25 protein-coding genes are annotated in these 22,587 nt (G+C 66.1%); 11 read left to right on the forward strand and 14 right to left on the reverse strand.

What is annotated here, in order from left to right:
- Nucleotides 1-23: 23 nt before the first annotated feature.
- From KP010_RS04920 to KP010_RS04930, 3 genes are all read right to left on the reverse strand, one after another.
- Nucleotides 24-1,178 (reverse strand): DUF3472 domain-containing protein, encoded by a 1,155-nt coding sequence (locus tag KP010_RS04920; RefSeq protein WP_142861340.1) that lies wholly within the window; start codon nucleotides 1,176-1,178, stop codon nucleotides 24-26.
- Between the two features lie 165 nt (nucleotides 1,179-1,343).
- Nucleotides 1,344-2,195, reverse strand: a complete 852-nt coding sequence (locus KP010_RS04925; protein WP_142861341.1) for a 23S rRNA (adenine(2030)-N(6))-methyltransferase RlmJ — start codon at nucleotides 2,193-2,195, stop codon at nucleotides 1,344-1,346.
- 3 nt (nucleotides 2,196-2,198) lie between these two features.
- A complete protein-coding gene (locus tag KP010_RS04930; RefSeq protein WP_142861342.1) occupies nucleotides 2,199-2,894 on the reverse strand; it encodes a ribonuclease T2 in 696 nt (231 codons plus the stop codon).
- A 154-nt stretch (nucleotides 2,895-3,048) separates the two neighbouring features.
- Here KP010_RS04930 and KP010_RS04935 point away from each other — a divergent pair, with 154 nt between their 5' ends.
- From KP010_RS04935 to KP010_RS04945, 3 genes are all read left to right on the forward strand, one after another.
- Nucleotides 3,049-3,621: a hypothetical protein gene (locus tag KP010_RS04935; protein ID WP_343219777.1), complete on the forward strand. Its 573-nt coding sequence runs from the start codon at nucleotides 3,049-3,051 to the stop codon at nucleotides 3,619-3,621.
- A gap of 18 nt (nucleotides 3,622-3,639) precedes the next feature.
- Nucleotides 3,640-5,097, forward strand: coding sequence for an SGNH family hydrolase (locus tag KP010_RS04940; RefSeq protein ID WP_246659654.1), 1,458 nt, complete (start codon nucleotides 3,640-3,642; stop codon nucleotides 5,095-5,097).
- 159 nt (nucleotides 5,098-5,256) lie between these two features.
- The gene (locus KP010_RS04945; protein WP_108916557.1) at nucleotides 5,257-5,868 is read left to right on the forward strand and encodes a L,D-transpeptidase; all 612 of its coding nucleotides are present in this window, start codon (nucleotides 5,257-5,259) and stop codon (nucleotides 5,866-5,868) included.
- 98 nt (nucleotides 5,869-5,966) lie between these two features.
- Here the strand turns inward: KP010_RS04945 and KP010_RS04950 are convergent, their stop codons facing one another.
- The 3 genes from KP010_RS04950 to KP010_RS04960 all read right to left on the reverse strand — a co-directional run bounded on the left by KP010_RS04950 (nucleotide 5,967) and on the right by KP010_RS04960 (nucleotide 8,560).
- Entirely contained in the window at nucleotides 5,967-6,158 is a 192-nt protein-coding gene (locus tag KP010_RS04950) for a hypothetical protein (RefSeq protein WP_108916486.1), read from the reverse strand.
- Nucleotides 6,159-6,163: 5 nt separating this feature from the next.
- On the reverse strand, nucleotides 6,164-7,582 hold the full coding sequence (locus KP010_RS04955) for a glutamate synthase subunit beta (protein WP_142861343.1): 1,419 nt from the start codon (nucleotides 7,580-7,582) through the stop codon (nucleotides 6,164-6,166).
- 90 nt (nucleotides 7,583-7,672) lie between these two features.
- Complete coding sequence (locus KP010_RS04960; RefSeq protein ID WP_142861344.1) at nucleotides 7,673-8,560, reverse strand: branched-chain amino acid aminotransferase; 888 nt, start codon at nucleotides 8,558-8,560, stop codon at nucleotides 7,673-7,675.
- A 375-nt stretch (nucleotides 8,561-8,935) separates the two neighbouring features.
- Here KP010_RS04960 and KP010_RS04965 point away from each other — a divergent pair, with 375 nt between their 5' ends.
- From KP010_RS04965 to KP010_RS04980, 4 genes are read left to right on the forward strand one after another with little or no spacing between them, the layout of a single operon-like run.
- A complete protein-coding gene (locus KP010_RS04965) occupies nucleotides 8,936-9,502 on the forward strand; it encodes a MarR family winged helix-turn-helix transcriptional regulator (RefSeq protein WP_142861345.1) in 567 nt (188 codons plus the stop codon).
- The gene (locus tag KP010_RS04970) at nucleotides 9,499-10,278 is read left to right on the forward strand and encodes a response regulator (RefSeq protein ID WP_142861346.1); all 780 of its coding nucleotides are present in this window, start codon (nucleotides 9,499-9,501) and stop codon (nucleotides 10,276-10,278) included. The genes KP010_RS04965 and KP010_RS04970 overlap by 4 nt, the downstream gene beginning before the upstream one ends.
- On the forward strand, nucleotides 10,275-11,642 hold the full coding sequence (locus KP010_RS04975; protein WP_142861347.1) for an ATP-binding protein: 1,368 nt from the start codon (nucleotides 10,275-10,277) through the stop codon (nucleotides 11,640-11,642). Before KP010_RS04970 ends, KP010_RS04975 begins: the two co-directional genes overlap by 4 nt.
- Nucleotides 11,643-11,682: 40 nt before the next feature.
- On the forward strand, nucleotides 11,683-12,078 hold the full coding sequence (locus tag KP010_RS04980) for a VOC family protein (protein WP_108916480.1): 396 nt from the start codon (nucleotides 11,683-11,685) through the stop codon (nucleotides 12,076-12,078).
- Nucleotides 12,079-12,149: 71 nt separating this feature from the next.
- Here KP010_RS04980 and KP010_RS04985 read toward each other — a convergent pair whose 3' ends face one another.
- Both KP010_RS04985 and KP010_RS04990 read right to left on the reverse strand, forming a co-directional pair.
- Nucleotides 12,150-12,359, reverse strand: coding sequence for a hypothetical protein (locus KP010_RS04985; RefSeq protein ID WP_108916556.1), 210 nt, complete (start codon nucleotides 12,357-12,359; stop codon nucleotides 12,150-12,152).
- A 57-nt stretch (nucleotides 12,360-12,416) separates the two neighbouring features.
- Complete coding sequence (locus KP010_RS04990) at nucleotides 12,417-13,100, reverse strand: alpha/beta hydrolase (RefSeq protein WP_142861348.1); 684 nt, start codon at nucleotides 13,098-13,100, stop codon at nucleotides 12,417-12,419.
- A 167-nt stretch (nucleotides 13,101-13,267) separates the two neighbouring features.
- Between KP010_RS04990 and KP010_RS04995 the strand changes: the two genes are divergently transcribed.
- From KP010_RS04995 to KP010_RS05005, 3 genes are all read left to right on the forward strand, one after another.
- Nucleotides 13,268-13,459 carry a hypothetical protein gene (locus tag KP010_RS04995; protein WP_026191360.1) on the forward strand — a complete coding sequence of 64 codons (192 nt, stop codon included), beginning with the start codon at nucleotides 13,268-13,270 and terminating at the stop codon, nucleotides 13,457-13,459.
- 112 nt (nucleotides 13,460-13,571) lie between these two features.
- Entirely contained in the window at nucleotides 13,572-13,886 is a 315-nt protein-coding gene (locus tag KP010_RS05000) for a hypothetical protein (RefSeq protein ID WP_108916478.1), read from the forward strand.
- Nucleotides 13,887-14,021: 135 nt separating this feature from the next.
- Nucleotides 14,022-16,514: an esterase-like activity of phytase family protein gene (locus KP010_RS05005; protein ID WP_185966361.1), complete on the forward strand. Its 2,493-nt coding sequence runs from the start codon at nucleotides 14,022-14,024 to the stop codon at nucleotides 16,512-16,514.
- 22 nt (nucleotides 16,515-16,536) lie between these two features.
- Here KP010_RS05005 and KP010_RS05010 read toward each other — a convergent pair whose 3' ends face one another.
- The 4 genes from KP010_RS05010 to KP010_RS05025 form a co-directional block, all read right to left on the reverse strand.
- The gene (locus tag KP010_RS05010; protein ID WP_142861349.1) at nucleotides 16,537-17,361 is read right to left on the reverse strand and encodes a TetR/AcrR family transcriptional regulator; all 825 of its coding nucleotides are present in this window, start codon (nucleotides 17,359-17,361) and stop codon (nucleotides 16,537-16,539) included.
- 101 nt (nucleotides 17,362-17,462) lie between these two features.
- Complete coding sequence (proC, locus tag KP010_RS05015; RefSeq protein ID WP_142861350.1) at nucleotides 17,463-18,287, reverse strand: pyrroline-5-carboxylate reductase; 825 nt, start codon at nucleotides 18,285-18,287, stop codon at nucleotides 17,463-17,465.
- A 5-nt stretch (nucleotides 18,288-18,292) separates the two neighbouring features.
- Entirely contained in the window at nucleotides 18,293-18,796 is a 504-nt protein-coding gene (locus KP010_RS05020; protein WP_108916476.1) for a YbjN domain-containing protein, read from the reverse strand.
- Nucleotides 18,797-19,164: 368 nt separating this feature from the next.
- The gene (locus KP010_RS05025; RefSeq protein ID WP_108916475.1) at nucleotides 19,165-19,701 is read right to left on the reverse strand and encodes a L,D-transpeptidase; all 537 of its coding nucleotides are present in this window, start codon (nucleotides 19,699-19,701) and stop codon (nucleotides 19,165-19,167) included.
- A gap of 224 nt (nucleotides 19,702-19,925) precedes the next feature.
- On the opposite strand from KP010_RS05025, the gene KP010_RS05030 reads away from it, so the two are divergent.
- On the forward strand, nucleotides 19,926-20,801 hold the full coding sequence (locus KP010_RS05030; RefSeq protein ID WP_142861351.1) for a methyltransferase domain-containing protein: 876 nt from the start codon (nucleotides 19,926-19,928) through the stop codon (nucleotides 20,799-20,801).
- Nucleotides 20,802-20,844: 43 nt separating this feature from the next.
- Here the strand turns inward: KP010_RS05030 and KP010_RS05035 are convergent, their stop codons facing one another.
- Nucleotides 20,845-21,216 (reverse strand): protease inhibitor I42 family protein, encoded by a 372-nt coding sequence (locus tag KP010_RS05035; RefSeq protein WP_185966362.1) that lies wholly within the window; start codon nucleotides 21,214-21,216, stop codon nucleotides 20,845-20,847.
- Between the two features lie 2 nt (nucleotides 21,217-21,218).
- On the reverse strand, nucleotides 21,219-22,535 hold the full coding sequence (locus tag KP010_RS05040) for a glycosyltransferase (RefSeq protein ID WP_142861353.1): 1,317 nt from the start codon (nucleotides 22,533-22,535) through the stop codon (nucleotides 21,219-21,221).
- Nucleotides 22,536-22,587: the final 52 nt, after the last annotated feature.

Here is a 22,587-nt window from a genome sequence, read left to right on the forward strand (position 1 = left end):
CTTGCTCTCCCCTCTCGTCCGGCTCAGGGACCGCAGCCGCAAACGCGCTGCGCGCCGGGCGCCGACGAGGCGGCCGTCGTGTCGGGCGTCAGGAGCCACCAGCTCTTGGGCGGATAGCGGTGGCAGCCGAGCCCCTCCTGGGGATTTATGCGCGTGCCGGCCTCCGCTTTCGGCAGCTGGAGCGCCGCCAGCACGCTGTCGCATCTTCCGACATCCCCTCCCTGCCCGGGCGTGCCGAGATAGGGCGATGTCACGCGATCGGAGGCGATTCCACCGAGCGTGTAGGGGACCGCCGCGCTGCATGTCGTCGTCGGCAGGGTTCGCGCCGAGGTGCAGACCTCAGAGCAGGATTTTCCGGCGTCGCCGAGATAATAGCAGGCGCTCGCCCCGTAATTGCCCATCGGAACGCCGCCGAGCGGGCAGGTGAGCGTCTCGTAATGCCTGTTCCCGGCTTCGGGAAAGATCTTGAAAGGCGCTTGCGTCCCGTCATAGCCATATGTCTTCGGAGCCACGCCGAGATTGTCCATCGTGGGGCTCGTCCACACGACTTTTTGCGGCGAATAGGCGCAATCGCCGCGGCTCTGCTGGCCGCCGAACACTTCCTCCCACTGGACGCTCGAATTCGTCGGATTGAGGCGTCCTTTCGGGAAGTCCTGGCTGTCGATCGAGCCGAAAAGGGTCTCCTCCTTCGTCGTCATGTCCATGACGTAGAAGTTCCACCAGCTTCCGTCGACATTCCAGACGCGCAGCCTATAATCACGACCCTCGACCCAGGGATAGGTCGCGACGATCTGCGCGCCGGGAGCCTGGTCGCCGGCCTTCTGCGACGCCTGACACGAAATGTAGCGATCCGCCGGCAGAGGGCATTTGACGCTTTTCGCGTCGACGACCGTCGTCGGCTTGTAGAATATCGACATGATCACGTTTCGTCTGCCGTCCTGCTGTTGCTGCAGGCCCATATACATCGTGTCATGATCGCTCTTGTCGCCGACGTAGAATTGGTGGGACCAGAAGAACCCGCCGAATTCCGGCGTCGGCGCTCTTTCGATCCGCAAGATCTGATCGAGATTGTATCCGCTGTGATCCGGCCATGTGAAATAGGTCGGCGAAAAAGCGAAACACGATCCCGCGAACGTCATGGCGGCGATGTTACACAAAAATGCGACGAAAAACCTCATGCGCGCCTCCCGGGCGTCTGGTCGAAAATCGACGGGCCGAGCAGCTCGATCACATCGACGCATGATTTTAGCACGAGCTGGACAGTAGGGCTCGGCCGCATTTCGGACATGCACAGCGCGATCACGGATTTCCTCACGACAGGGACGGCGCGCGAGATTCGAATCTCACTCGCCGCTCACCCATTCGATCTCGCATTTCGCGCCCGCCCCCTGCGCCAGCCGCTTTTCGAGAAAGGCGCAAATCGCCCTCGCCTCCTCCTCGAAGGTGAAGGGCGGATTGACGACGATGAGCCCTGTGCTCCGCAATTTCGTATCCAGATCGGCGCCGCCCACCGAAAGATCGAGACGCAAGATCTTCTTCACGCCGCTCTCGCGCAAGGCGCCGATCAGCGAGCGAGACTCCGCCGCGTCCTTGATCGGCCGCCACAGCGCATAAATGCCCGTCGGCCATTTGCGATGCGCCTCGAGCAACGCCTTCAGCATACGCTCGGTCTCGTCGCGCTGCTCGAAAGGCGGATCGACGAGCACGAGCCCGCGCCGCTCCTTCGGCGGCACGAAAGCCGAGAGGCCGACATAGCCGTCGAGATGAATGGTCTTGACGCGCTTGTCGCGCGCGAAGCGCGTCTGCAACGCGTCATATGCTTCGGGCCGCAATTCGCAGAAGACGGCGCGATCCTGCGCACGCAGGAAATGCGTCGCGATCAGCGGCGAGCCGGGATAGAGCGCCGGCCGTCCATCGGCCCCGAGCGGGCCGACTATATCGAGATAGGGCGCGAGCAATTCGCGCGACCGCGCATCGGCGCCGGAGAGATCGGCGAGCCGCGCAATGCCGCCGCGCCATTCGCCGGTGCGCTCGGCGGCGTCGGCGCAAAGGTCATAGGCGCCTTCCCCCGCATGTGTGTCAATGACGCGAAACGGCGTCTCCTTGCGCGTGAGATAGAGGAGAAGCCGCGTCAGCAGCGCATGTTTGAACACATCGGCGAAATTGCCGGCGTGGAAGCCATGGCGATAATTCATCGTCTACAGCGGCGCCGGCACGGAGATTTCGCCCGCGCGGCACGCGCTTCGCACGATCTCGGGACAAGGGCGGAACTCGCGCAGATCGCGCGAGAGGCAGATGCGCACATCCTGCAGCGCGCCCTTGCGGCAGGTGACGGCGAGCATCCCCGGCCGCAGCCGCGGATTAGCGGCGATGAAAGCGCGCTGAATATCGAGCGGCGCGAAGCTCTGCGCCTCCCGCGGCCGCTCGAATGGCGCCGGGATCGTCACGCTCTGCGTCGCGCGGCGCACATCGAGGAAATAATCGCTCGGGCTCTTGCCCGAGCAGCGGCCATGCTTGCGCCACTCGTGCCGCGCCAGCCCCTCGTCGGGATAGACCCCTGCGGCATGGTCGAGCGCCATGCGCGAGGGCGTCGCGGCGCCGTCGCAATCGCTGGGGAATCCGTGCTCATATTGCGGCCACAAGCCATGCGTGACAAAGCCCTTGCCGAGGCCGGGCTCGCATTGCGAACGATATTCGCGGCCGCCGCCGCTCGCGCAAAAAGCCGGAGACCAGGAGAGCGTCAGCACATAGAAGTCGAAGGAGCCGGCGCCGCGCGCCTCCGCCGGATCGATCGCCGCGCTCCGCTCACGCTCCGGCTCCGCCATGACGCCGATCGGCGCGAAAAGCGACAGCAGCGCCAGGACCGCGCCGACGAAGATCGATTGCTTGAACATGCGCCGCTCCGCAAAATCCCAGAAGCGGATTGATGCCGGAGCGCGAGGCGCCGCGTCAAGCCGCCGCGCGGCGAAACGGAGGGCGTTGACGCAATCTACTTATTCACTAGGATATTGCATCGACGCGACAGGGCGACGTCATAGGGAAGCTCATATGCCGAGCGCTATTCGCACGCTCCTTGCCGGCTTTGCGCTGCTCGGGCTCGCCGAGCCCGCGCGGAGCGCGCCGATCGTCCCCGCGACGCGCCAGGACGCAGACCGGGGCGCGGCGTCCCGTCTCGCCGACCAGAGGAGCATGAAGATGAGCGAAGAGCTGCGCTATCAGATCCGGCTGAACATCAGCGACGACTACGCCGAGCTCGCCCGCACCGATCCGCAGAACGCCGCGCTCGCGCCGATCGCGGCGATCTTGGCCAAGCATCATGCGGCGCTGAGCAATCAATTCGACGCTTTCGCCCATTATGTCGCCGAGGCGGAGAAACAGGGCGTCGAACATTTTCCGCTCTATAAATGGACCAAGGCGACGATCGCGGATCCGGTCAAGAAGGCCAAGCATGTCAAATCCTTCTCCCTTTATGTCGAAGGCGAGGAGGTCTATCCGAAAGCCGCCGCGGACGCGCTCGAGGCCGATCTCACGCCGCTGGTCGGCGGCGGCCTGGTCGAGAAGCTTTCCAAACACGACACCGATCCGGCGCATAATCCGCAGGCGCCCGCGCATCTGCGGTGAGCGCGAGCGCGGCCGCCAATGCGCGCGCAGCGGGGACGCCGGATCGCTTTGCCGCCGGGGCCGCGCTATATTGGCGATATGCGCAGCCTGTCCCATTCTCTCGGCCTCCTCGCGGTCCTTCTCGTCGCGCTGCTCCTCGGCGGCGTCGAGAGCGCCCGCGCGCAGGATCCTGTCGCGGATTTTTTTCAAGGGCTGTTCGGCGGGAGGCCGCACGCTCCGCAGGCGCGCCCGCCCGCACATGAGACCGGACGAATGCGCCGCCTGGTGCCGCATCGCGAATATAGCGCGCCGGCCTATTGGCGCGGCCAGAGCAAGGCCGCCAAAAAGGAGAAGACCCAAAAGCCCGAGGACCCCGACGCTCCGCCGCCCTTCCATGTGGCGGTGATCGGCGACAGCCTGGGGCAGATGCTGGCCGACGGCTTGGAGGAGGCCTATTCGGACCGCGCCGACATTCGCATTTTGCACAGGGCCAAGGACAGCACCGGCCTCGTGCGCGAGGATTTTTTCGATTGGCCGAAAGCCGCGCGCGAGCTGCTGGCCGGCGGCGACAAGATCGACATGGCCGTCATCATGATCGGCTCGAACGATCGCCAGGCCATTCACGAGGGCTCGGAGACGATGGAGGCGCTGTCGCCGCGCTGGCGCGAGCGCTACGCCCAGCGCGTGGAGAGCGTCAGGGCCGCTTTTCGGGAGAAGAAGATTCCGCTCGTCTGGGTCGGCCTGCCGGTCACCAAGAATGAGCATTTCGCCGCCGATATGGCCAAGCTCAACGATATTTATCGTCGCGCGGCGGCGCAGGAGAGCGCGCCTTTCATCGATATTTGGGAGGCCTTCGCCGATGAGCGCAACCAATATCAGGCCTTCGGCCCGGACATAAATGGACGCATCGTCAAGCTGAGATCGGCGGACGGCGTCCATTTCACGGATGTCGGCGCGCGAAAGCTCGCTCATTTCGTCGAGGGCGAGATCAAGCGGCTGTTCGACGCGCGCCATCCGGCGCCCGACGCGGCGCCGGCCGACGCCGCCGCTGCGCCTCCCGTCCAGCCGTCCATGCAGCCATCCGCGGAGGAAACCGCGCCCGCGGAGGCCGCGGCGGCCGTCGCCCCGCCGATCCAGATCATCGCGCCGAGCGGCCCTGTTCCGGCGGCCGCGCCCATTTTGCCCGATCGTCCGGCGATCGGCCCGCTGCAATCGCTGACGGCCAGCGCCATCGCCGCCGACGGCGAGCTGGCCCGGCGCGGAAAATCGCCCGCCGCCAATGGAGAAGAGGCCCGCGCGACGGCGGCGCGGGCGCTGGTCGACCATATTTACGTAGAGGGCGGCGAACAGCCGAGCCAGCCCGGCCGCGCCGATGACTTCTCTTGGCCCAAGGGCGCGTCTCGGCCGAAGGGTGCGCCAAATCTCGCGCCGACCGCCACGCAGGCGTCGACGCCGGCCCCGGTCGCGGCCCCGCCGTCCGCCGCCGAGACGCGCTGAGGCGCGAAATCGCTCAAAACGCGCAAAAGCCGTCAATTGCGCGTTCAATTCGTCTCGAATGAAGCGCGACGACAGCGCGCCAGCGTCGGAACCGGCGCGCCTCACGCGGCATTTTCCTCCCGCTCGAAGGGCCCGAGGGCCTCGAAGGGAGTAGCCATCATGAATTTTCGTCGTCCGTCTCTTTCCGTCGCGCTCGCTCTGGCGTTCGGCTGCGCCGCGCCGGCCGCGCAGGCTTTCGAAAACCCGTTCGCCTTCCTGTTCAGCGGACGTTCCGCCGCGAGCGCTCCGTCCTATTCCGACGGCCAGCTCGCCGGCGAAGCTTCGTCGACCCGCTCGGTCGTCGCCGATCCGACCCGCCAGCGGCCGGGAACGATCACCGTCGATACCCAAAACCGCTATCTCTATCTGTCGATGAACGATGGTCAGGCGATCCGCTATGGCGTCGGCGTCGGCCGACCGGGCTTCACCTGGCGCGGCCACACCCATATCGGCCGCAAGGAGGCCTGGCCGGCCTGGACGCCGCCCTCCGCCATGCTGCACCGCCGCCCCGATCTGCCGCGCCATATGAGCGGCGGAGCCAACAACCCGCTCGGCGCGCGCGCCATGTATCTCTATTCGGGCGGCCGCGACACGATGTTCCGCATCCATGGCTCCAACGAGCCCTGGACGATCGGCCATGGCGTCTCTTCCGGCTGCATACGTATGCTGAACGGCGACGTCACCGACCTCTATAGCCGCGTGAAGGTCGGCACGCAGGTCCACGTTCTCTGACGCGATCCCCGCTCTGACGAAAACCCCGCGCTCGTTCGATCCGAAGCGTGATCCGATCCCATCGGATCACGCTCTCGGCTCTCTATTCGGATCGAAGGTCAGCCGACGCAATTGGCGTTGGTCAGGCCCGACATGACGATCTGCGCGACGGCCCAGACGCCGATCAATATCCAGGCGATGCGCGTTTTCTTCTGCCCGTAGAGATAGGCTCCGCCCATCGGCATGGCGAGCAGCAGATAGGGCAGCGCGGAATTTCCGATATTCTCACAGTACCACAGGGCCGTGGGCATTGTCCTCACCTCGGTAGATTTGTTTCGCCCATCAGAAACGCGTCCACCGAGGCGGCGCATTGCCGGCCCTCGCGGATCGCCCATACGACGAGCGATTGCCCGCGCCGCATGTCTCCGCACGCGAAGACTTTCTCGCGTGACGATCGGTAGGATTTGACGTCGGCGGCTACATTGCCGCGCGGGTCCAGCGTGACCGCGAGCTTCTCCAGCAGGCCCTCGCGGACCGGCGAGACGAAACCCATGGCCAGCAGCACGAGATCGGCCTTCAGCGTGAACTCGCTGCCCGGAACGGCGGCCAGCTTACCGTCGACGCGCTCGCAGCGCAGGCCCGTGACGGCGCCGTCTGCGCCCAGAAACTCCCGCGTCATCACCGCGAACTCGCGCGTCGAGCCCTCGTCATGGGAGGAGGAGGTGCGCAGCTTCAGCGGCCAGTCCGGCCAGGTGACGAGCTTGGCCTCCTTCTCCGGCGGCCGCGGCATGATCTCGAGCTGCGTCACCGAAAGCGCGCCCTGCCGCACCGATGTGCCGATGCAGTCCGAGCCCGTGTCGCCGCCGCCGATGACGACGACATGCTTGCCGGAGGCGAGGATCGGCTCATTGGTGACGAGCGGCTCGCCGGAGACGCGGCGGTTCTGCTGCGGCAGGAAATCCATTGCGAAATGCACGCCGCGCAATTCGCGCCCCGGAATGGGAAGATCGCGCGGCTGCTCGGCGCCGCCGGAGAGGATCACGGCGTCATGCTCTCCGACGAGCTTCTCCGCCTCGAGATCGACGCCGACATGCACATTGTAATGGAAAGCCACCCCTTCCGCCTCGAGCTGCGCCACGCGGCGGTCGATGAGATGCTTCTCCATTTTGAAGTCGGGAATGCCATAGCGCAGCAGGCCGCCGGCCTTGGCGAATTTCTCATAGACATGCACGTCATGGCCGACGCGCGCCAGCTGCTGCGCGGCCGCGAGACCGGCCGGGCCGGCGCCGACGACGGCGATGCGCTTGCCGGTCTTTTTCTTCGGCGGCTCGGGCAGAACCCAGCCCGCCTCGAAGCCGCGGTCGACGATCGCGCATTCGATCGTCTTGATCGTGACCGGCTGATCGACGAGATTCAACGTGCAAGAGGCCTCGCAGGGCGCGGGGCAGACGCGGCCGGTGAATTCCGGGAAATTATTGGTGGAGTGGAGATTGGCCAGGGCGCGGCGCCAGTCGCCGTTGTAGACGAGATCGTTCCAGTCCGGGATCTGATTATTGACCGGGCAGCCATTGTGGCAGAACGGAATGCCGCAATCCATGCAGCGCGCCGCCTGATTGCGCGTCGCCTCCTCCGAGAGGGGTATGACGAACTCGTCATAATGGCGGATGCGGTCGGCGGCCGGCTTGTATTTGCGGTCCTGCCGGTCGACTTCCAGAAACCCCGTGACCTTTCCCATGCCTCGCCAACCCCTCGGCCCGTCGCGTCAGTCGCGCCTTCGAGGGATTTTTTTACCACGAAGACGCGAAGGACACGAAGCAATTCGTCTTTAGGCGGCGGCCGCCTTCGGATTCACTTCGCGCGTATAGTCTTCGATCAGCGTGCGCGAAATGGCGCCCGGCGTGAAGCGATAGGGGCCGGCCTCGGCGACCGGCGTGACCTCCGCGCCCGTGCCGCAGATGAAGCATTCGCTGAAGCTCGGCAGTTCGTCCGGCATGATGCGGCGCTCGATCACCTCCATCCCGCGGCGGCGGGCGAGATCGATGACCGTGCGGCGGGTGATGCCGTCCAGAAAGCAATCGGCGAGAGGCGTATGCAGCACGCCGTCCTTCACGAAGAAAATATTGGCCCCGGTGCATTCGGCGACGCGGCCGAGCCAGTCGAGCATCAGAGCGTCGGCGTAGCCGCGGCGCTCGGCGCGATGCTTGGAGATGGTGCAGATCATATAGAGGCCCGCCGCCTTGGCCAGCGAGGGCGCGGTCTGCGGATCGGGCCGGCGATAATCGGCGATGTCGAGGCGAATGCCCTTCATCTTGGTGGCGACGTCGAACATGCTCGGCCAGTCCCACACGGCGATCGCGACATTGATCGTCGAGTTCTGCGCGGCGACGGCCATCATCTCGCTGCCGCGCCAGGCCACCGGCCGCACATAGCAGCTGTCGAAGCCATTGGCCTTCACCACCGCGGCCTTGGCCGCGTCGAGCTCGGCGACGCTATAGGGAATCTCGAAATCGAGGATTTGCGCCGAACGCTTGAAGCGCTCGGAATGCTCGGTCGATTTGAAGATCACGCCGCCATAGGCGCGCTCGCCCTCGAACACGCTGGAGCCGTAGTGCAGCCCGTGCGAGAGAACATGGAGCTTGGCGTCGCGCCAGGGGATGAGCGCGCCATTGAACCAGATGTAGCCGTCGCGCTGGTCGAAGGGCAAAACCGACATCCGACACTCCGATGAGGTCAAAGGCGAAAAAGGGGGGCCGTCCCATGCGGCGGCCGGTCTCGAGCCGGCCTTCTCCAAACCACTAGCCATCGGTCAGAAATATGTCAATATAGCTGACGTATAAGTTCAGGACGATCGAATGAACGCCGGAGGGCGTTTCACCCTCCCCTTCAGGGGGAGGGTCGGCCTGCGTAGCAGGACGGGGTGGGGTGCGCCCCCGAGACTCGGGACGTCACCCCCTCCCGAGCGCCTTCTGCGCTCGACCTCCCCCCTCGAGGGGGAGGTGGAAACGCCTCTCATACCAGCGCTTCCGTCTTTCGCTCGTTCGCCCTGTCCGAGGGTTTTCGCTTCCACCGACATATAGCGGTTCCCGACGTGAAAGCATCCATCGAACGCAAGCCTTTGCGCCCGGCCTCGACGCAGGCGCACGTCGGACGCGAGCCCGCGCCCGAGAGCGAGCCCATGTTCGATCTCATCGAGCTGTTCTTCTTCGCCTATCGCGATTTCGTCGGCGACGCCGACCGGCTGCTCGAGAATTACCAGTTCGGCCGCGCCCATCACCGCGTGCTGCATTTCGTCTATCGCCGCCCCGGCCTCGCCATCGCCGCTTTGCTCGATATTCTGAAAATCACCAAGCAGAGCCTCAACCGCGTGCTCAAGCAATTGCTCGACGCCGGCTTCGTCGAGGCGCGCGAGGGCGCGACCGACCGTCGCCAGCGCCTCCTCTTCCCGACAGCCAAGGGCGCGCGTCTCGCCCAGGAGCTGGCGGCGCTGCAATCGGAGCGCTTCCGCCGCGTCTTCGGCGAGCTGCCGCCCGAGGCGCGCGAGACGACCGTCGATTTTCTGCTGGCCATGGTCAACGCCCCGGACCGCGAGAAAGTGCGCGCGCATCTGCCGCCGCGCCGGCGCCGGCGGCAGCTCACCGAAGACGACGCCGCATGAGCGCGCCGGCGCCGCAGACCGCGGCCGAGCCCGGCCCGCATATTCTCGTGGTCGACGACGACAGGCGCATACGCTCGCTGCTGTCGCGCTATCTCGCCGCGCAGGGCTATCTGGTCAGCGCCGCCGCCGACGCCGCCCAGGCGCGCGCGCGGCTCGCGGACATGACCTTCGACCTCATCGTCCTCGATGTGATGATGCCCGGCGAGAGCGGACCGGAATTCGCGCGCAAATTGCGCAGCGAGGCGGAGCCGCTGCGCTCCTCCCCCATTCTCATGCTGACCGCGCGCGGCGAGACGGCCGATCGCGTGGCCGGGCTGGAGGCCGGCGTCGACGATTATCTCGCCAAGCCCTTCGAGCCGCGCGAATTGTCGCTGCGCATCGCCAGCATTCTGCGCCGCGCCGGCCGCGCGCCCCGCCCCGCCCCGGCGGCGGCGAGCGTGCGTTTCGGCGCCTTCGGCTTCGATCTCGAAAAGGGCCGATTGCGCGAACATGATCGAATCGTCCATCTGACGACTCGCGAAGAGGAGATTTTGCGCGTGCTGGCGATGAATGCGGGCGAGATCGTGTCACGGCAGAGGTTGGCGCAGCGCCTCGTCAATGGCAAAGTCGAGAGCGCGGGCGAGCGCAGCGTCGATGTCGAGGTGGCGCGGCTGCGCCGCAAGCTCGAGAGCGACGCGCAAGGCCCGCGCCATTTGCAGACGATCCGCGGCCGCGGCTACAGGCTGTGGGCGGACGCCATCATCGGACCGGACGAGGAATACGGAAAAGCGCAATGACCCTAGCCCTCCCCGCCGCGCTCGACGCCCCGCGCCAGCTCTGGCGGCGCTTCGCCGGCTGGCTGCATGAGCGAATGCCCAAGGGGCTCTACGCCCGCTCGCTGCTGATCGTGATTCTACCGATCGTGCTGCTGCAATCGGCGGTCGCCTATTTTTTCATGGAGCGGCATTGGCAGGCGGTGACGTCGCGCCTCTCCGCCGCCGTAGCGCGCGACGTCGCCGCTCTGATCGATTTCTACGACGCCTTTCCCAAAGGCGAGCATCGCGACATCATCCAGCGCATCGCCGGCGAGGATTTGAGCATAGACGTTCATTTCCTGCCCAAGGAGCCGCTGCCGCCGCCGGCCGCCAAGCCATTCTTCTCGCTGCTCGACCATACTTTGTCGCGGGAATTGTCGCTGCGCCTGCAGCGCCCCTTCTGGATCGACACGGTGGGGCGCTCCAACATTGTGGAAATAAGAGTCGCGCTCGACGATTCGGTGATGCGCCTGCTCGCGCATCGCACCCAGGCCTATGCGTCCAACTCGGAAATCTTCTTCATCTGGACCGTGATCGCCTCGATGGTCATCATCGCCATTGCGACGTCCTTCCTGCGCAATCAGATTCGTCCGATCCTGCGCCTCGCCCGCGCGGCGGAGGAGTTCGGCAAGGGCCGCGAGGTCGCCTTCAGCCCGCGCGGCGCGCGCGAGGTGCGGCAGGCCGGCGCCGCCTTTTTGGAGATGAAACGCCGCGTCGAGCGCGCCATGGAGCAGCGCACCACAATGCTCAATGGCGTATCGCATGATCTGCGCACCATCATCACGCGCTTCAAGCTGTCGCTCGCCCTCATCGGCGAGACGGCGGAGACGGCCGAGATGAAGAAGGACGTCGACGAAATGGAGCGCATGGTCGAGGCCTATCTCGCCTTCGCGCGCGGCGACGGCGGCGAGGCGACGGCGGAGACCGACGTCGCGGCGATGCTCGACGAGCTGAAAACCGATACGGAGCGGCGCGGCCTCGGAGCGCAGACGGACTTTTCCGGCCGCAGGCTGGTGGCCGTGCGTCCCGCGGCCTTCCGACGCTGCCTGGCCAATCTCGTCGGCAACGCCCAGCGCTACGCGAAAAACATAACGCTCACCGGCGTCAACGACGGCCATATGCTGACCATCCATATAGACGACGACGGCCCGGGCATTCCGGTCGAGCGGCGTGACGACGCCTTCCGGCCCTTCTACCGGCTCGACGAGTCGCGCAATCAGGACGAGAGCCATTCCGGGCTCGGCCTCGCCATAGCGCGCGACATCATGCGCTCGCATGGCGGCGAGGTGACGCTCGAGGGCTCGCCGCTCGGCGGCTTGCGCGCGACCGTCACTTTGCCAGTGTGATCGCCGGCGGATGCGCCGACAAGGAGGGGGAGCTTTTCTCATGCCGAAAAATATGACGCCGTTTCTGATGTTCGAGGGAAGCGCGCAGGAGGCGATCGACTTCTATCTCGCCTCCATCCCCGACAGCAGCATCGTGACGATGGATCGTTATGACGGCTCGGGCCCCGAGCCGGCGGGCAGCGTGAAACGGGCCCTGGTCTCGATCTGCGGCCAGGAGCTCATTTTCTTCGACAGCCCCATTCCCCATCCCTTCTCCTTCACGCCGAGCATCTCATTCTTCATCACCTGCGCCGATGAAGGAGAGCTCGACGGAATCGCTGGCCAGCTGAGCGCCGGCGGCGAATACCTCATGCCGCCGGCCGATTACGGCTTCAGCAGGAAGTTCGGCTGGCTGAAGGACAAATTCGGGATTTCCTGGCAGCTGAACGTCGAGTGACCGCAGCGGCGGACGCCGCTGCGGGAGCGCCATGCGTCATCGACGTCCGATCTTCGCGCGGCCTCGCCCCGCTATTCCGCCGGACAGGGGATTTCCTTCGTCACGCCTTCGAGAAAGGCCTTCATGCCGCAATTGGCGCGCAGGGGGCTCGGCTTCTGATTGCCTTCCCAGGTCAGGAAGGTGACGATTCCGCGCGGATTGATGGCGATCACCTTGTATCGCTCGGGTCCGCGGGTCGCATAGCATTTGCCTTCTTTTATGTCCTCGGCGGTCAGGGCCATGGCCATATCTCCTTTCGCATAGAGCCTGACCTCGTCCCGCAAGAGCCGTGCCGAGCCTCAATGCGCGTGATCGTGGTCGTCGTGATCGTGGTCGTGATCGTCTTGCGCCGCGCCCTTCTTGTGCACGACATGCTCGGTGAGGAAATCGCCGGCGGCGATCACCCCGTCATCGTCCATCGCATGATCGAGCCCCTTGCGCGTCATCGACCAGACCTTGGCGCCCTGCCCCGTCAGCGCAGCCTTTGTCTCGCGTGCGGCGGCGAGCGGCGAAACCACGTCGGCGTCGCCATGGATCAGCAGAATGGGCGGCGCGCCATCGGCGCCGACGGACGGAGCGCCATAGGGACCGCCGGAAAACACCACCACCGCCGCCGCCGGCCCCGGCCGCGCGACTCCGGCGAGCAGCGCGAGCGTCGCCCCCTGCGAGAAACCGACCAGCGCCAGATGCGAGGCCGGAAGACGGCGCTTCGCCAGCGCCGCCTCTAGAAAGCGCTCGAGCGCCGCTAGCCCTTTGGCGAGCCCCTCCGGATCACCACCGTCGAACCAGCGCTTCACGCCATCGACGCTCGCGGGCGCTTCGGCGGCGAGAAATTCGGCCTTGGGCATGGTCGGAGCCCAGTTCAGCGCATGATCGACCATGGTCTGGCCGTCGGCGCCCTCGCCATGCAGCATCACGACGAGAAAGGCGGGCTTGCCGCAGGAGAGAGCGGCCAGCGCCGGCCCTTCGACAATGTCGGTCATGGGGATCGTCCTCCTTGCCCCGGCGCTCCGCCGGCCGCGAGGCGAGGTTCAATAAGCGTGCCGCCGCATGTCTCGCCATATGGCGCCCAATCTGCTTCGCCACAGTCGCGCCGGGGACGGACCGGCGCACCGTGAGAACAGACGCAGCAAAGCAACAGGAGGACCGCGTGGCGGACTACAAAGTGACGGTCGAGGAGCAGGCCGACGGAAAATGGGCCTGCTTCCTGCACGTTCCGGGCGAGGAGCCGTACAATCTCGGCAAATCCTTCAAGAACGAGGACCGCGCCGAGGCGTGGCTCACCGTCGGCGAAGCGACGACCGCGATCGACATGGCGGTGGCGAAGCTCACCAAGAAGTGAGCCTGCGGGAAGGGCCGCGATGTGCGCCTGTCGGCTATCCGACAGGCGATCCCGGCCCTTCGTCCATTTTGTCCCGCGCCGCCGAAGCCGCGCGCAGCAAGGAGCGAAAAAAATGGCCGTTGATTTGAAGGGCGATTGGACCGACGCCGACATTGCGAAGCTGATCGGCTCGGTCGTCGACGACCGCGACTGGCGCCTCGAGGTCAGCGCCGACGGAATCGCCTCGCTCGCCGACAAGACGGCGCATCCCACCGACGACGCCTACGACAACACGCTCCACTGCTTCCTCGAGACATGGATGCAGGGAACGGATTTCGTCGGCCCCTCGGCGGCCGGCGACAAGGACCTCGTCGGCAAGATCGCCAAGGCGCTGCGCGAGAACTACCCGACGCTCAAGGGCCTCAAATTCGTCTACGTCTCCTTGTGACGCTCGCGAATTGTGGCGGAAGGGCCACAGCCTGAGAATGTTTCCGTCCTGTTAGCGACCGTGGCCAGACTGTCACGGAATCGTTAACGGGCGGCCATAGACCGACCTCCGGCCAAGCTAAAGCCGGGGGATAAAATGCCTTTTCGTAACTGGTTGCTCGCGTCCATCTCGACGCTCGCGCTGCATGGCGCCGCAATGGCGCAGACCTATCGCACGCCCAATGTCGTCGCCAATGACGGGGCCGCCTCTATCAGCATGGGAGGCGTGACCTTCACCAATCAAGGTCTCGTCGGAACCGGACGTCTTCCGGCTGGGACGGTCGATTTCCTCGGCGACACGCTCGGCTCCTTCTCGAGCCTCGCCATCGATCCTTATTCCTGGCGGCGCAGCGGCTCGACTTTCGTCGCGACCATGCTCGCCCTGCCCGACCGCGGCCTCAACGATCCCGCCAATGGCGTCTTCTCCGATTATGCGGGACGGCTGCTGCGCTTCAACATCGCCTTCTCGCCCTATTCGGGCGCGAATCTCCCCGCCTCCACCAGCTCGCAGAATCAGGTGCAGATGACGCCCGACGGCGGCGTTCTGCTGCGCGACAATCAGGGCAAGACATTCACCGGCGCCGATTCTGGGTCGGGCGCCGTCAATCTCTTCGGCCGCCTCGCGCCGAGCCCTGCCGCCGGCATAGGCGCCGGCAAGATATCGCTCGACGCGGAGGGCCTCGCCTTCAAGACCGACCGCAGCTTCTACGTCAGCGACGAATATGGCCCGTCGATCTTCTATTTCGACGCCAATGGCAATCTCGTCGGCTCGGTCGGCGTTCCCTCTTCGCTGCTGCCGCGAACCAATGGCGCGATCGACTTCAACTCGACCGTCGCGCCGACGACGGGACGCCGCAACAATCAAGGCCTCGAGGCGGTCTCGGTGAGCCCGGACGGCAACCGGCTGTTCGCGATCCTGCAGAGCGCGACGATGCAGGACCAGGCCTCTGGACAGCAAACGCGCAACAACACGCGCATCCTGGTCTATGATATTTCGCTCAATCCGACGCCGGCGGCGCCGATCGAGACCTATGTGCTGCAGCTGCCGACCTACAGGCAGAACGGCGATGGCGGCAGCGCCAATCGCACCGCGGCGCAGAGCGAGATGGTGGCGCTCAACGACAAGCAGTTCCTCGTGCTGGCGCGCGACGGAACCGGCCAGGGTTCGGCGGCCGGCAATCCGATCATGGTCAAATCCATCTATCTCGTCGACATCGGACAGGCGACCAATGTCGCCGGCACGGCCGCCGATACGACGGCGGGCGGCCAGGTCGCGCCCAATGGCGTGCTGAATCCGGCGATCACGCCGGCGCAGTCGGTCGAGCTCGTGAACATGCTGAACACGACACAGCTCGCCCGCTTCGGCCTCAACCTCAACAATGGAGCGCCCGGCCAGTCGGCGCAGTCGCAGCTCACCCTGTCGGAGAAATGGGAGGGCATGGCGCTCGTCCCGACGCTCGTCGAGGGCCGGCCGAACGACTTCTATCTCTTCGTCTCCAACGACAATGATTTCACCACGACCAATGGCGTGATGCAGGGCCAGACCTACAACTCCGGCCAGAACAACGACAATATGGTCCTGGTCTATCAGCTCACCCTGCCGACCGCCGTCGATCCGCTGTTCCTCAAATCCATGCGCGACACGGCGCCTCAGGTGCTCGGCCGCATCGACGCCGGCGCTCTCGGCCTCGCCTCCAGCGCCGCCGCGCCGGTCATCGCGCAGCTGCAATCGATTCGACGCGCGCAGAGCGGCGTCTTCGCGGCGCAGGGCCTCTCGACCTGGCTCGGCGGCAATGTCGATTTCGGCCCCACTTCGTCGCGGCCCGGGCTCGACGGCGACCGCACGCTCTATGGCGGCTCCTTCGGCGTCGATTATGGCTGGAAGGAGATTCGCGTGGGCGTCGCGGCGACGGTGCGCGCAGGCCAATATGGCGGCGGCGCGCTGGGCTATTTCGACATTTCGCCGACCGTCTCGCCGAGCCTCTACGCCGGCTATTTCGGCGATCTCTTCTATCTGCACGGAACGGCGACCTTCTCGCCGGACGTCGGCTTCTCCGACATTCGCCGCCTCGGCGCCTATGGGCTCACCGGCGTCGGCCGCACCAGCGTCGATTCTTACGCGTTCGGCGGCGAGATCGGCGCCAAGCTGAAGCTCGACGCCTTCCAATTCACGCCCTTCTTCGGCGTGACGCAGACCCATGCGACCATTCGCGGCTATACGGAGAGCGGGGCGGCCGGCGGCAATGTCGTCTATCCGGAGCACTCGACCTATGCGACGACGCTGCGCTTTGGCGGCGAGGTCTCGGCCTCTTTCCTCGGCGTCAATCCTTGGGTGCGGGTCGCCTATAATGAGATGCTCGACCGCGATCCCAGACGCGTGAACGTCAGCCTCGCCGGCGTGCTCAGCCAAATGGCGACGCAGACGATCCTCATTCCGACCTATGATCGTAACTCCGTCACGGTCGGCGTCGGCGCGCAAGGCGATCTCGCGACGAATATCGGCTGGCGCATCGGCTATGACGCCGATGTCGCGACTCGCAACGGGGCCGTCGCCCATTCGGTGACGACGGCCGTGCGCATCGGCTTTTGATGAAAGCGGGACGACGCCGCCGTCAGGCGGTGGCGTCGTCCTGATGCCGGCGATGGCCTTCGCCGTGGTGATGGCCCTCGGCGTGAGGATGGTCTTCGGCGTGGTGATGACGCCGACGCGCCTCCTCATAATCTTCCTCGAACTCATCGTCGCGATCACGCGCATGATGGCGGTGGCGACGGCGGCCGGTCATTCCGCGGAACACGGCGCGCGCCAGACCGCGCAGCGGCGAGGTCAGGCGGCTCACATCCTCGATGCGCTCGATCACCGCCTCGCTGCGTGAGAGCTCACGGTCGAGCGCGGCCTTGGTGCGGCACAGATCGACGTCGCGATCGTCGAACCAGGTCCCGAGCACGCGCCACCAGGCGATGGAGAGGCCCTGCAGCTTCAACGCGCCGAGCGCGCCTTCGCTGTCTATGTCGGCGGCCTCCAGCATGAAACGCATGGAATTGACCGTCTCGCGGTTGAGCGCGGCCGCCGCCAGCGGATCGGTCGAGGCCCATTGCGAGACCGACTCCAGCGCATTACGATAGGGCTCGAGCGCTTCGAGACGGCGCAGCAGCACCTCATAGAGCCGCTCCTTGGCGGGCTCGGAGGCGTAGCGGCCGGAGAAATCCTCCAGCACTTGCCGGTCGATCTTGCGCGAGAAAGCCGCCAGCACCGCGCCTTTGGAGGGGAAATTGTCGCGGAAATCCGCGAGCGAGACATCCGCGTCCTGGGCGATGTCGGAAATCGCGATATCCTCGAAGGCGCGGCGGGCCGCCAGCCGCATCAAGGATTCGACGATCCGGTCGCGGACCGAGCCGCTTCCATTGCCTGTTTCGTTGGTCTTGCCGCTCGTCGCCATCGCCGCCTCCTCACATCGCTCGAAGCCAGCCGCTTCCAAGAAGTCAATTTAGGCAAGTTAATTTAGGGCGTTTTTGCCGGATCGGAAGCGCTTTGCGCCGTTCAGCCAGACAATTCCCCCGCTCGCCGCTTCGCCGCGGCGACCGCGCGCTCCAGCAGCGGCGCGAGGCCGTCGCTCGCCATCAGAACCTCGAGCGCCGCTGCGGTCGTGCCGCCGGGCGAGGTGACGTTCTGACGAAGCGACGCCGGCGTCGTACCGGCGCTCTGACGCAATAATTCGCCGGCGCCGGAAACGGTTGCGCGGGCCAGCTGCGCCGCCGTCTCCTCCGGCAGGCCGGCCTCGACGCCCGCTCTGGTCAGGCATTCGACGAAATAGAAGACATAGGCCGGACCGGAGCCGGACACGGAAGTCACGGCGTCGACCAGCGGCTCGGCCTCGACCCAGACCACCTCGCCGACGGCGGCGAGCAGAGTCTCGGCCAGCGCGCGATTCTCCGTATCGACGGCGGGCGCGGCGAAGGCGCCGGTGATTCCGCGGCCGATGGCGGCCGGCGTGTTGGGCATCGCGCGCACAAAAAGCCGCGCCTGCGGCAGCCGAGCGGAAAGATCGGCGACGCGCTTGCCGGCGAGAATGGAGACGATGAGCGTATCGGAGCCGGCTTCTCCCGCGATCGTCGGCGCGACCTGATCCAGCGCCTGCGGCTTCACGGCGAGCAGAAGCGCGCGCGGGGCCTCGCGATTTTCCGGATTGAGGCGAAAGCCGCGCTCCTGCGCGAGCGAGACGAGCGCCGGCGAAGGCTGCGGCTCGACAATGGTCACGCCCGCGCCAGAAAGCCCGCGAGCCGCCCAGCCCTGCAGCAGGGCGAAACCCATTTTTCCGGCCCCGACCAGAGTGATGGAGCGGGGCAGCTCGGCCGCGTCGGCCATTTGGATCACGCTTCTCCCTTGGTCTCGAAGGTCGCGGTCTCGAGCGCTTCCTTAGCGCCCTTGCCGGCCCAGAGCACGAATTGGAACGCCTGATAATAGCGCTCGCAGGTCTCCAGCGCATGGTCCAGCAGAGCGGCGCATTGCGGACCGGAGGGCTGGGCGCCGCCGGTCAGCAGCAGGCCCTGGCGGTGCATGACGACCCCCTCGCTCGGCCACAAATCGAAATGGCCGACCCAGAGCTGTTCGTTGATCGTGCGGATCAGCGCCTGCGCCTCGGTGCGGCGGCGTTCCGGCACGCGCAGATCGAAGGCGCAGCTCACATGGAGAGTCTCGAGCTCCGCCAGCCAAGTGAAGGCCACATGATAGTCGGTCCAACCGCCGGCGACAGAGATCGAAATCTCGTCTTCGTCGTCGCGATCGAAGCTCCAGTCATTGGTGGAGGCCAGCTGCTCGACGATATCGACGGGATGTCGGGGACGGTCGAAGTCTTTGTCAGGTGCGATCAGCATGAGCGAAACCTAATGTGAGGGTCGGCCAGACAAGGGCGACGGACGCTTCTCTCTTCAGAGACGCAGACGCTGACTGCGAGCCTTCGCGCTCCCCTTGTGGAAACCGCCCGACGAAACGAATCGTCCTGCTCGTTCACTCTACTCGAAACAATTGAAATGCCGCCGACTCGACGATGTGTGGACGCGAACCTCATGTGCGTTCGTTGATTTGTCGCACAGTGGTGGATTCGTTTCCGCCGGTCTACAGGCGGCGAGACGACGTCCACAAGCTGAAGCATTCGCGAAACGAAAAACCGTGGGACAAGTCTGCGTCGCGCGGCTTGCGCGAAGCTGCGCGACGCGGCGGACCGGCTCCGCTCTCGTCTTTTTTAAGGAGTCATCACCACCGGCGTGCCGACGCTGACGCGCTCATAGAGGTCGACGACATCCTCGTTCAGCATACGAATGCAGCCATAGGAGGCCGCAGTGCCGACCGAGGCGCGCATTTTATTGGTCGTGCCATGGATCGCCACCTGATTGCGATCGAGCGTCAGAGCGCGGACGCCCATCGGATTATGCGGCGAGCCGCCGTGGATGAAATTGGGCAGCTCGGGATGGTCCTGCTTGACCACCGCCGGCGGAACCCAATCGGGATTCACATATTTCCCGTCGATGCGGGCGTAACCGGACCATTCCTTGCCGGCCTTGGGCACCGCGACCGGATAGCGAATGGCGGTGCCGTCCCCATTGACCAGGAACAGGCTGCGCTGGCGGGCGCTGATCACCACCGTGCCCGGCTGCACCGGGGCGCTGTAGGAGACGACATTATGCGCCGCGCTCGCCGCTCCCGGCAGCGAGGCGAGGCCGCAAGCGAGCGCCGCCGCGGCCGTGTAACGCGAAATACGCTGACGAAACGAAATGCTCATGGCTCACACCTTCTCCGAATGGCCGGCGTCGCATTCGAACATGTCGCGCATTCTAGCTTCGGCCATAATTCGCGCCAGCCATCTCATAGTTGCGGTTACGGTTTAACACTAAGATTTCCTTACCTGTCTCGCTAAAGCGCGACAGAAGCTGGGGAAATCTCCGCCTTAATTCGGCCTTGCGCGGCGCCGGTTGCGCGGCGCGCGTGTTCGGGGCATGACGGGGCATGGAACATGGACAGTTCGCGCCGGCGATTTTCGACCGCGCCCTGCTGCGCCGCCGGCTGGCGCGGGCGGCGTCCCGCGGCGCGCCCGATTTTCTATTGGCCCGCGCCGCCGACGATCTCGCCGATCGGCTGAGGGGCATAAAGCGTCCCTTCCCCCGCTCGCTCGATCTCTGCACGCCCGCGGCGCATTTCGCACAGATCGTCGCGGCGAGCGGGCGGCCCGCGCCGCTGCGGGCCGGGCGTTTTCAGGAGCCGAGCGTCGATCTCGTCGCCGAGGAGGAGACGCTGCCCTTCGCGGCGGAGGCCTTCGACCTCATCGTCTCCGGCTTTGCGCTGCAATGGGTGGACGACCTCCCCGGCGCGCTCGCCCAGGCGCGGCGGATGCTGGCGCCGGACGGGCTTTTTCTTGCCTGTTTTCCGGGCGGCGCGAGCCTCATCGAGCTGCGCGCCGCGCTCGCCCAGGCGGAGGACGAGATTTGCGGCGGGGCGAGCCCGCGCGTCTCGCCTTTCGTCGATCTGCGCGATCTCGGCGGGCTATTGCAGCGGGCCGGCTTCGCCCTGCCGGTGACCGACGTCGACTCCTTCACGCTGCGCTATGATTCCATGTTCGCGCTCTGCGCCGAGCTGCGCGCCATGGGCGCCGCCAATGTGCTGACGCAGCGCTCCCGCAAGCCGCTGCGGCGCGCCGTTCTGCTGCGGGCCGCGGAAATCTACGCGACGCGCTTCTCCGACGCCGACGGCCGCGTGCGCGCGACGATGGAGCTGGTCTGGCTCTCCGGCTGGGCGCCGCACGAGAGCCAGCAGAAGCCGCTCGAGCCCGGCTCGGCGCAAATGCGGCTCGCCGATGCGCTGAAGCCGAAGGAAGGATCGTCGTAGCGGTCCAGTGTCTCGCGAAGCGCGCCTTCCGGCTCGCAGATCGCTAGCGCACGCGAACCTCGACCTCCCGGCGGCGCACCGCCTGCTTCTCCCAAGGCCGCTCCTCGACGAAGACGAGACGCGCTCTGCCGGCGACGACGGCCTCGATGCGGAAAAAACGCAGGCTGGGGGCGCCGGCTCGCGGCGGCTCCGACTCGTCGCCCGAAGGGACGAAACCGCCATCCACGACCCGCACAATGGCCGGATTTGTGCTCGCCGCTCGGTCGAAGCGCCAGACATAGCCGGTGGAGGGATTCTCGATCAATTCGAGCCTCCGCGTCTCGCCCTTTGCGAGCGTCAGATGCGCCTCCCCGGCTCGAACCGACGATAATTCGAGCAAAATCATCGCGATCGCGATAAGAACCAGCTTCGTCATCCTTAAGCCTCGACAGCAACTGCCGCGCATCCGACAAGCTCCGATATCTTCGCCGCGGCCGCGGCTGCGCCATCCTCGCGGCCGATGCGCCCGGCCGCCTCGCGGGCGCTTTCGGCGTAGCGGTCATCGGAAAAGAGAGCGCCCAGCTCCTCGACGAGGCGCTCCCTCGAGCATTGCTCATAAGGGAGGCGCCGGCCGACGCCGAGACGCTCCACGCGCGCGGCGTTGTCGCCCTGATCGCCGAAGACGGGGACGATGAGCTGCGGATGCCCGGCGCGCAGCGCCTGCCCGCAGGTTCCCGAGCCGCCGTGATGCGCCACGACGGCGGCGCGCGGAAATATCAGCGAATGGCGGATATGGCCGGCGACGAAGAGCTGCGGCGGCAGCCCCTCGGCCAAAGCCTCTCGCTCCTCCTCCGCGACCAGCAGCACGGCGCGCCGCCCCAGGCGGAGCGCCGCATGGCCGGCGGCGCGGTAGAAGTCCGAGCGCCCGCGCACGACGAAGCTGCCGAGCGTCACGACGATCGGCGGCGCGCCGGCTTCGAGGAAATCTACGAGCGGCTCCGGCAAGCCCTCGGCCGCATCGGTGAAACGGTCATGGAAGGTATGGCCGGCGAGAAAGACATTGGCCGGATGATCGGGCTGCGGCGGCGCCAGCAGCGGGCTCATGAGCCCGAGAGTCGCCTGCGCATAGGAGCCGCCGGTCAAAAGATCGCGCCCGCGTCGATGCGGCAGGCCGAGCTCGCGCCGCAGCCGCGCGATCGGCCGCCCCTGCCAAGCGAGAAAATGCGTCACCGCGAAAGCCAACGCTTTGTTATAGGCGAGCGCGAGGCCGGAACGCGGGTCGGCCACGAAGCGCGAGCGCGGACCGAGCGGCGGATCATAGGCCGAAAACAGGAAGAGCGGCGACACGACGCCGTCGAAGAGCGGCACGGCGAGCCGTTCCGCGGCGAGCTTCGCCGAGAAGCAGATGCTGTGCGCGACCACCGCCGCCGCACCCTCGCCCGCCGCCGCGACATCCTCGAAGCTCTGGCGGAGATAGGGAAAGATCAGCTCGCGGAACATGAAGCCGTCGTCGCGCGCGACGCGATCGGCGACGCCGCCCAAGTCCAGACCGAGCCGCTCGGTCAATTCCTCGACGTCCGGCCGCACGGCGGCGAAGCCGAGCCCCTCGCTCTCGATCCAGTCGCGATAGAAGACGCTGGTGGCGATCACCGGGCGAAAGCCGAGGCGTTTCAGCGCGTGAGCGAGCGCCACGTAAGGATTGAGGTCGCCGAGCGAGCCGAAGGTCGCTATGACGATTTTCCGCCCGTCTCCCATGTCCGTCTTCGTCCCTTCGCCGCCCCATGGAGTCGGCCGGCGCGCATGTTAT

The organism is Methylosinus sp. KRF6, assembly GCF_018887255.1.
GTDB lineage: Bacteria > Pseudomonadota > Alphaproteobacteria > Rhizobiales > Beijerinckiaceae > Methylosinus > Methylosinus sporium.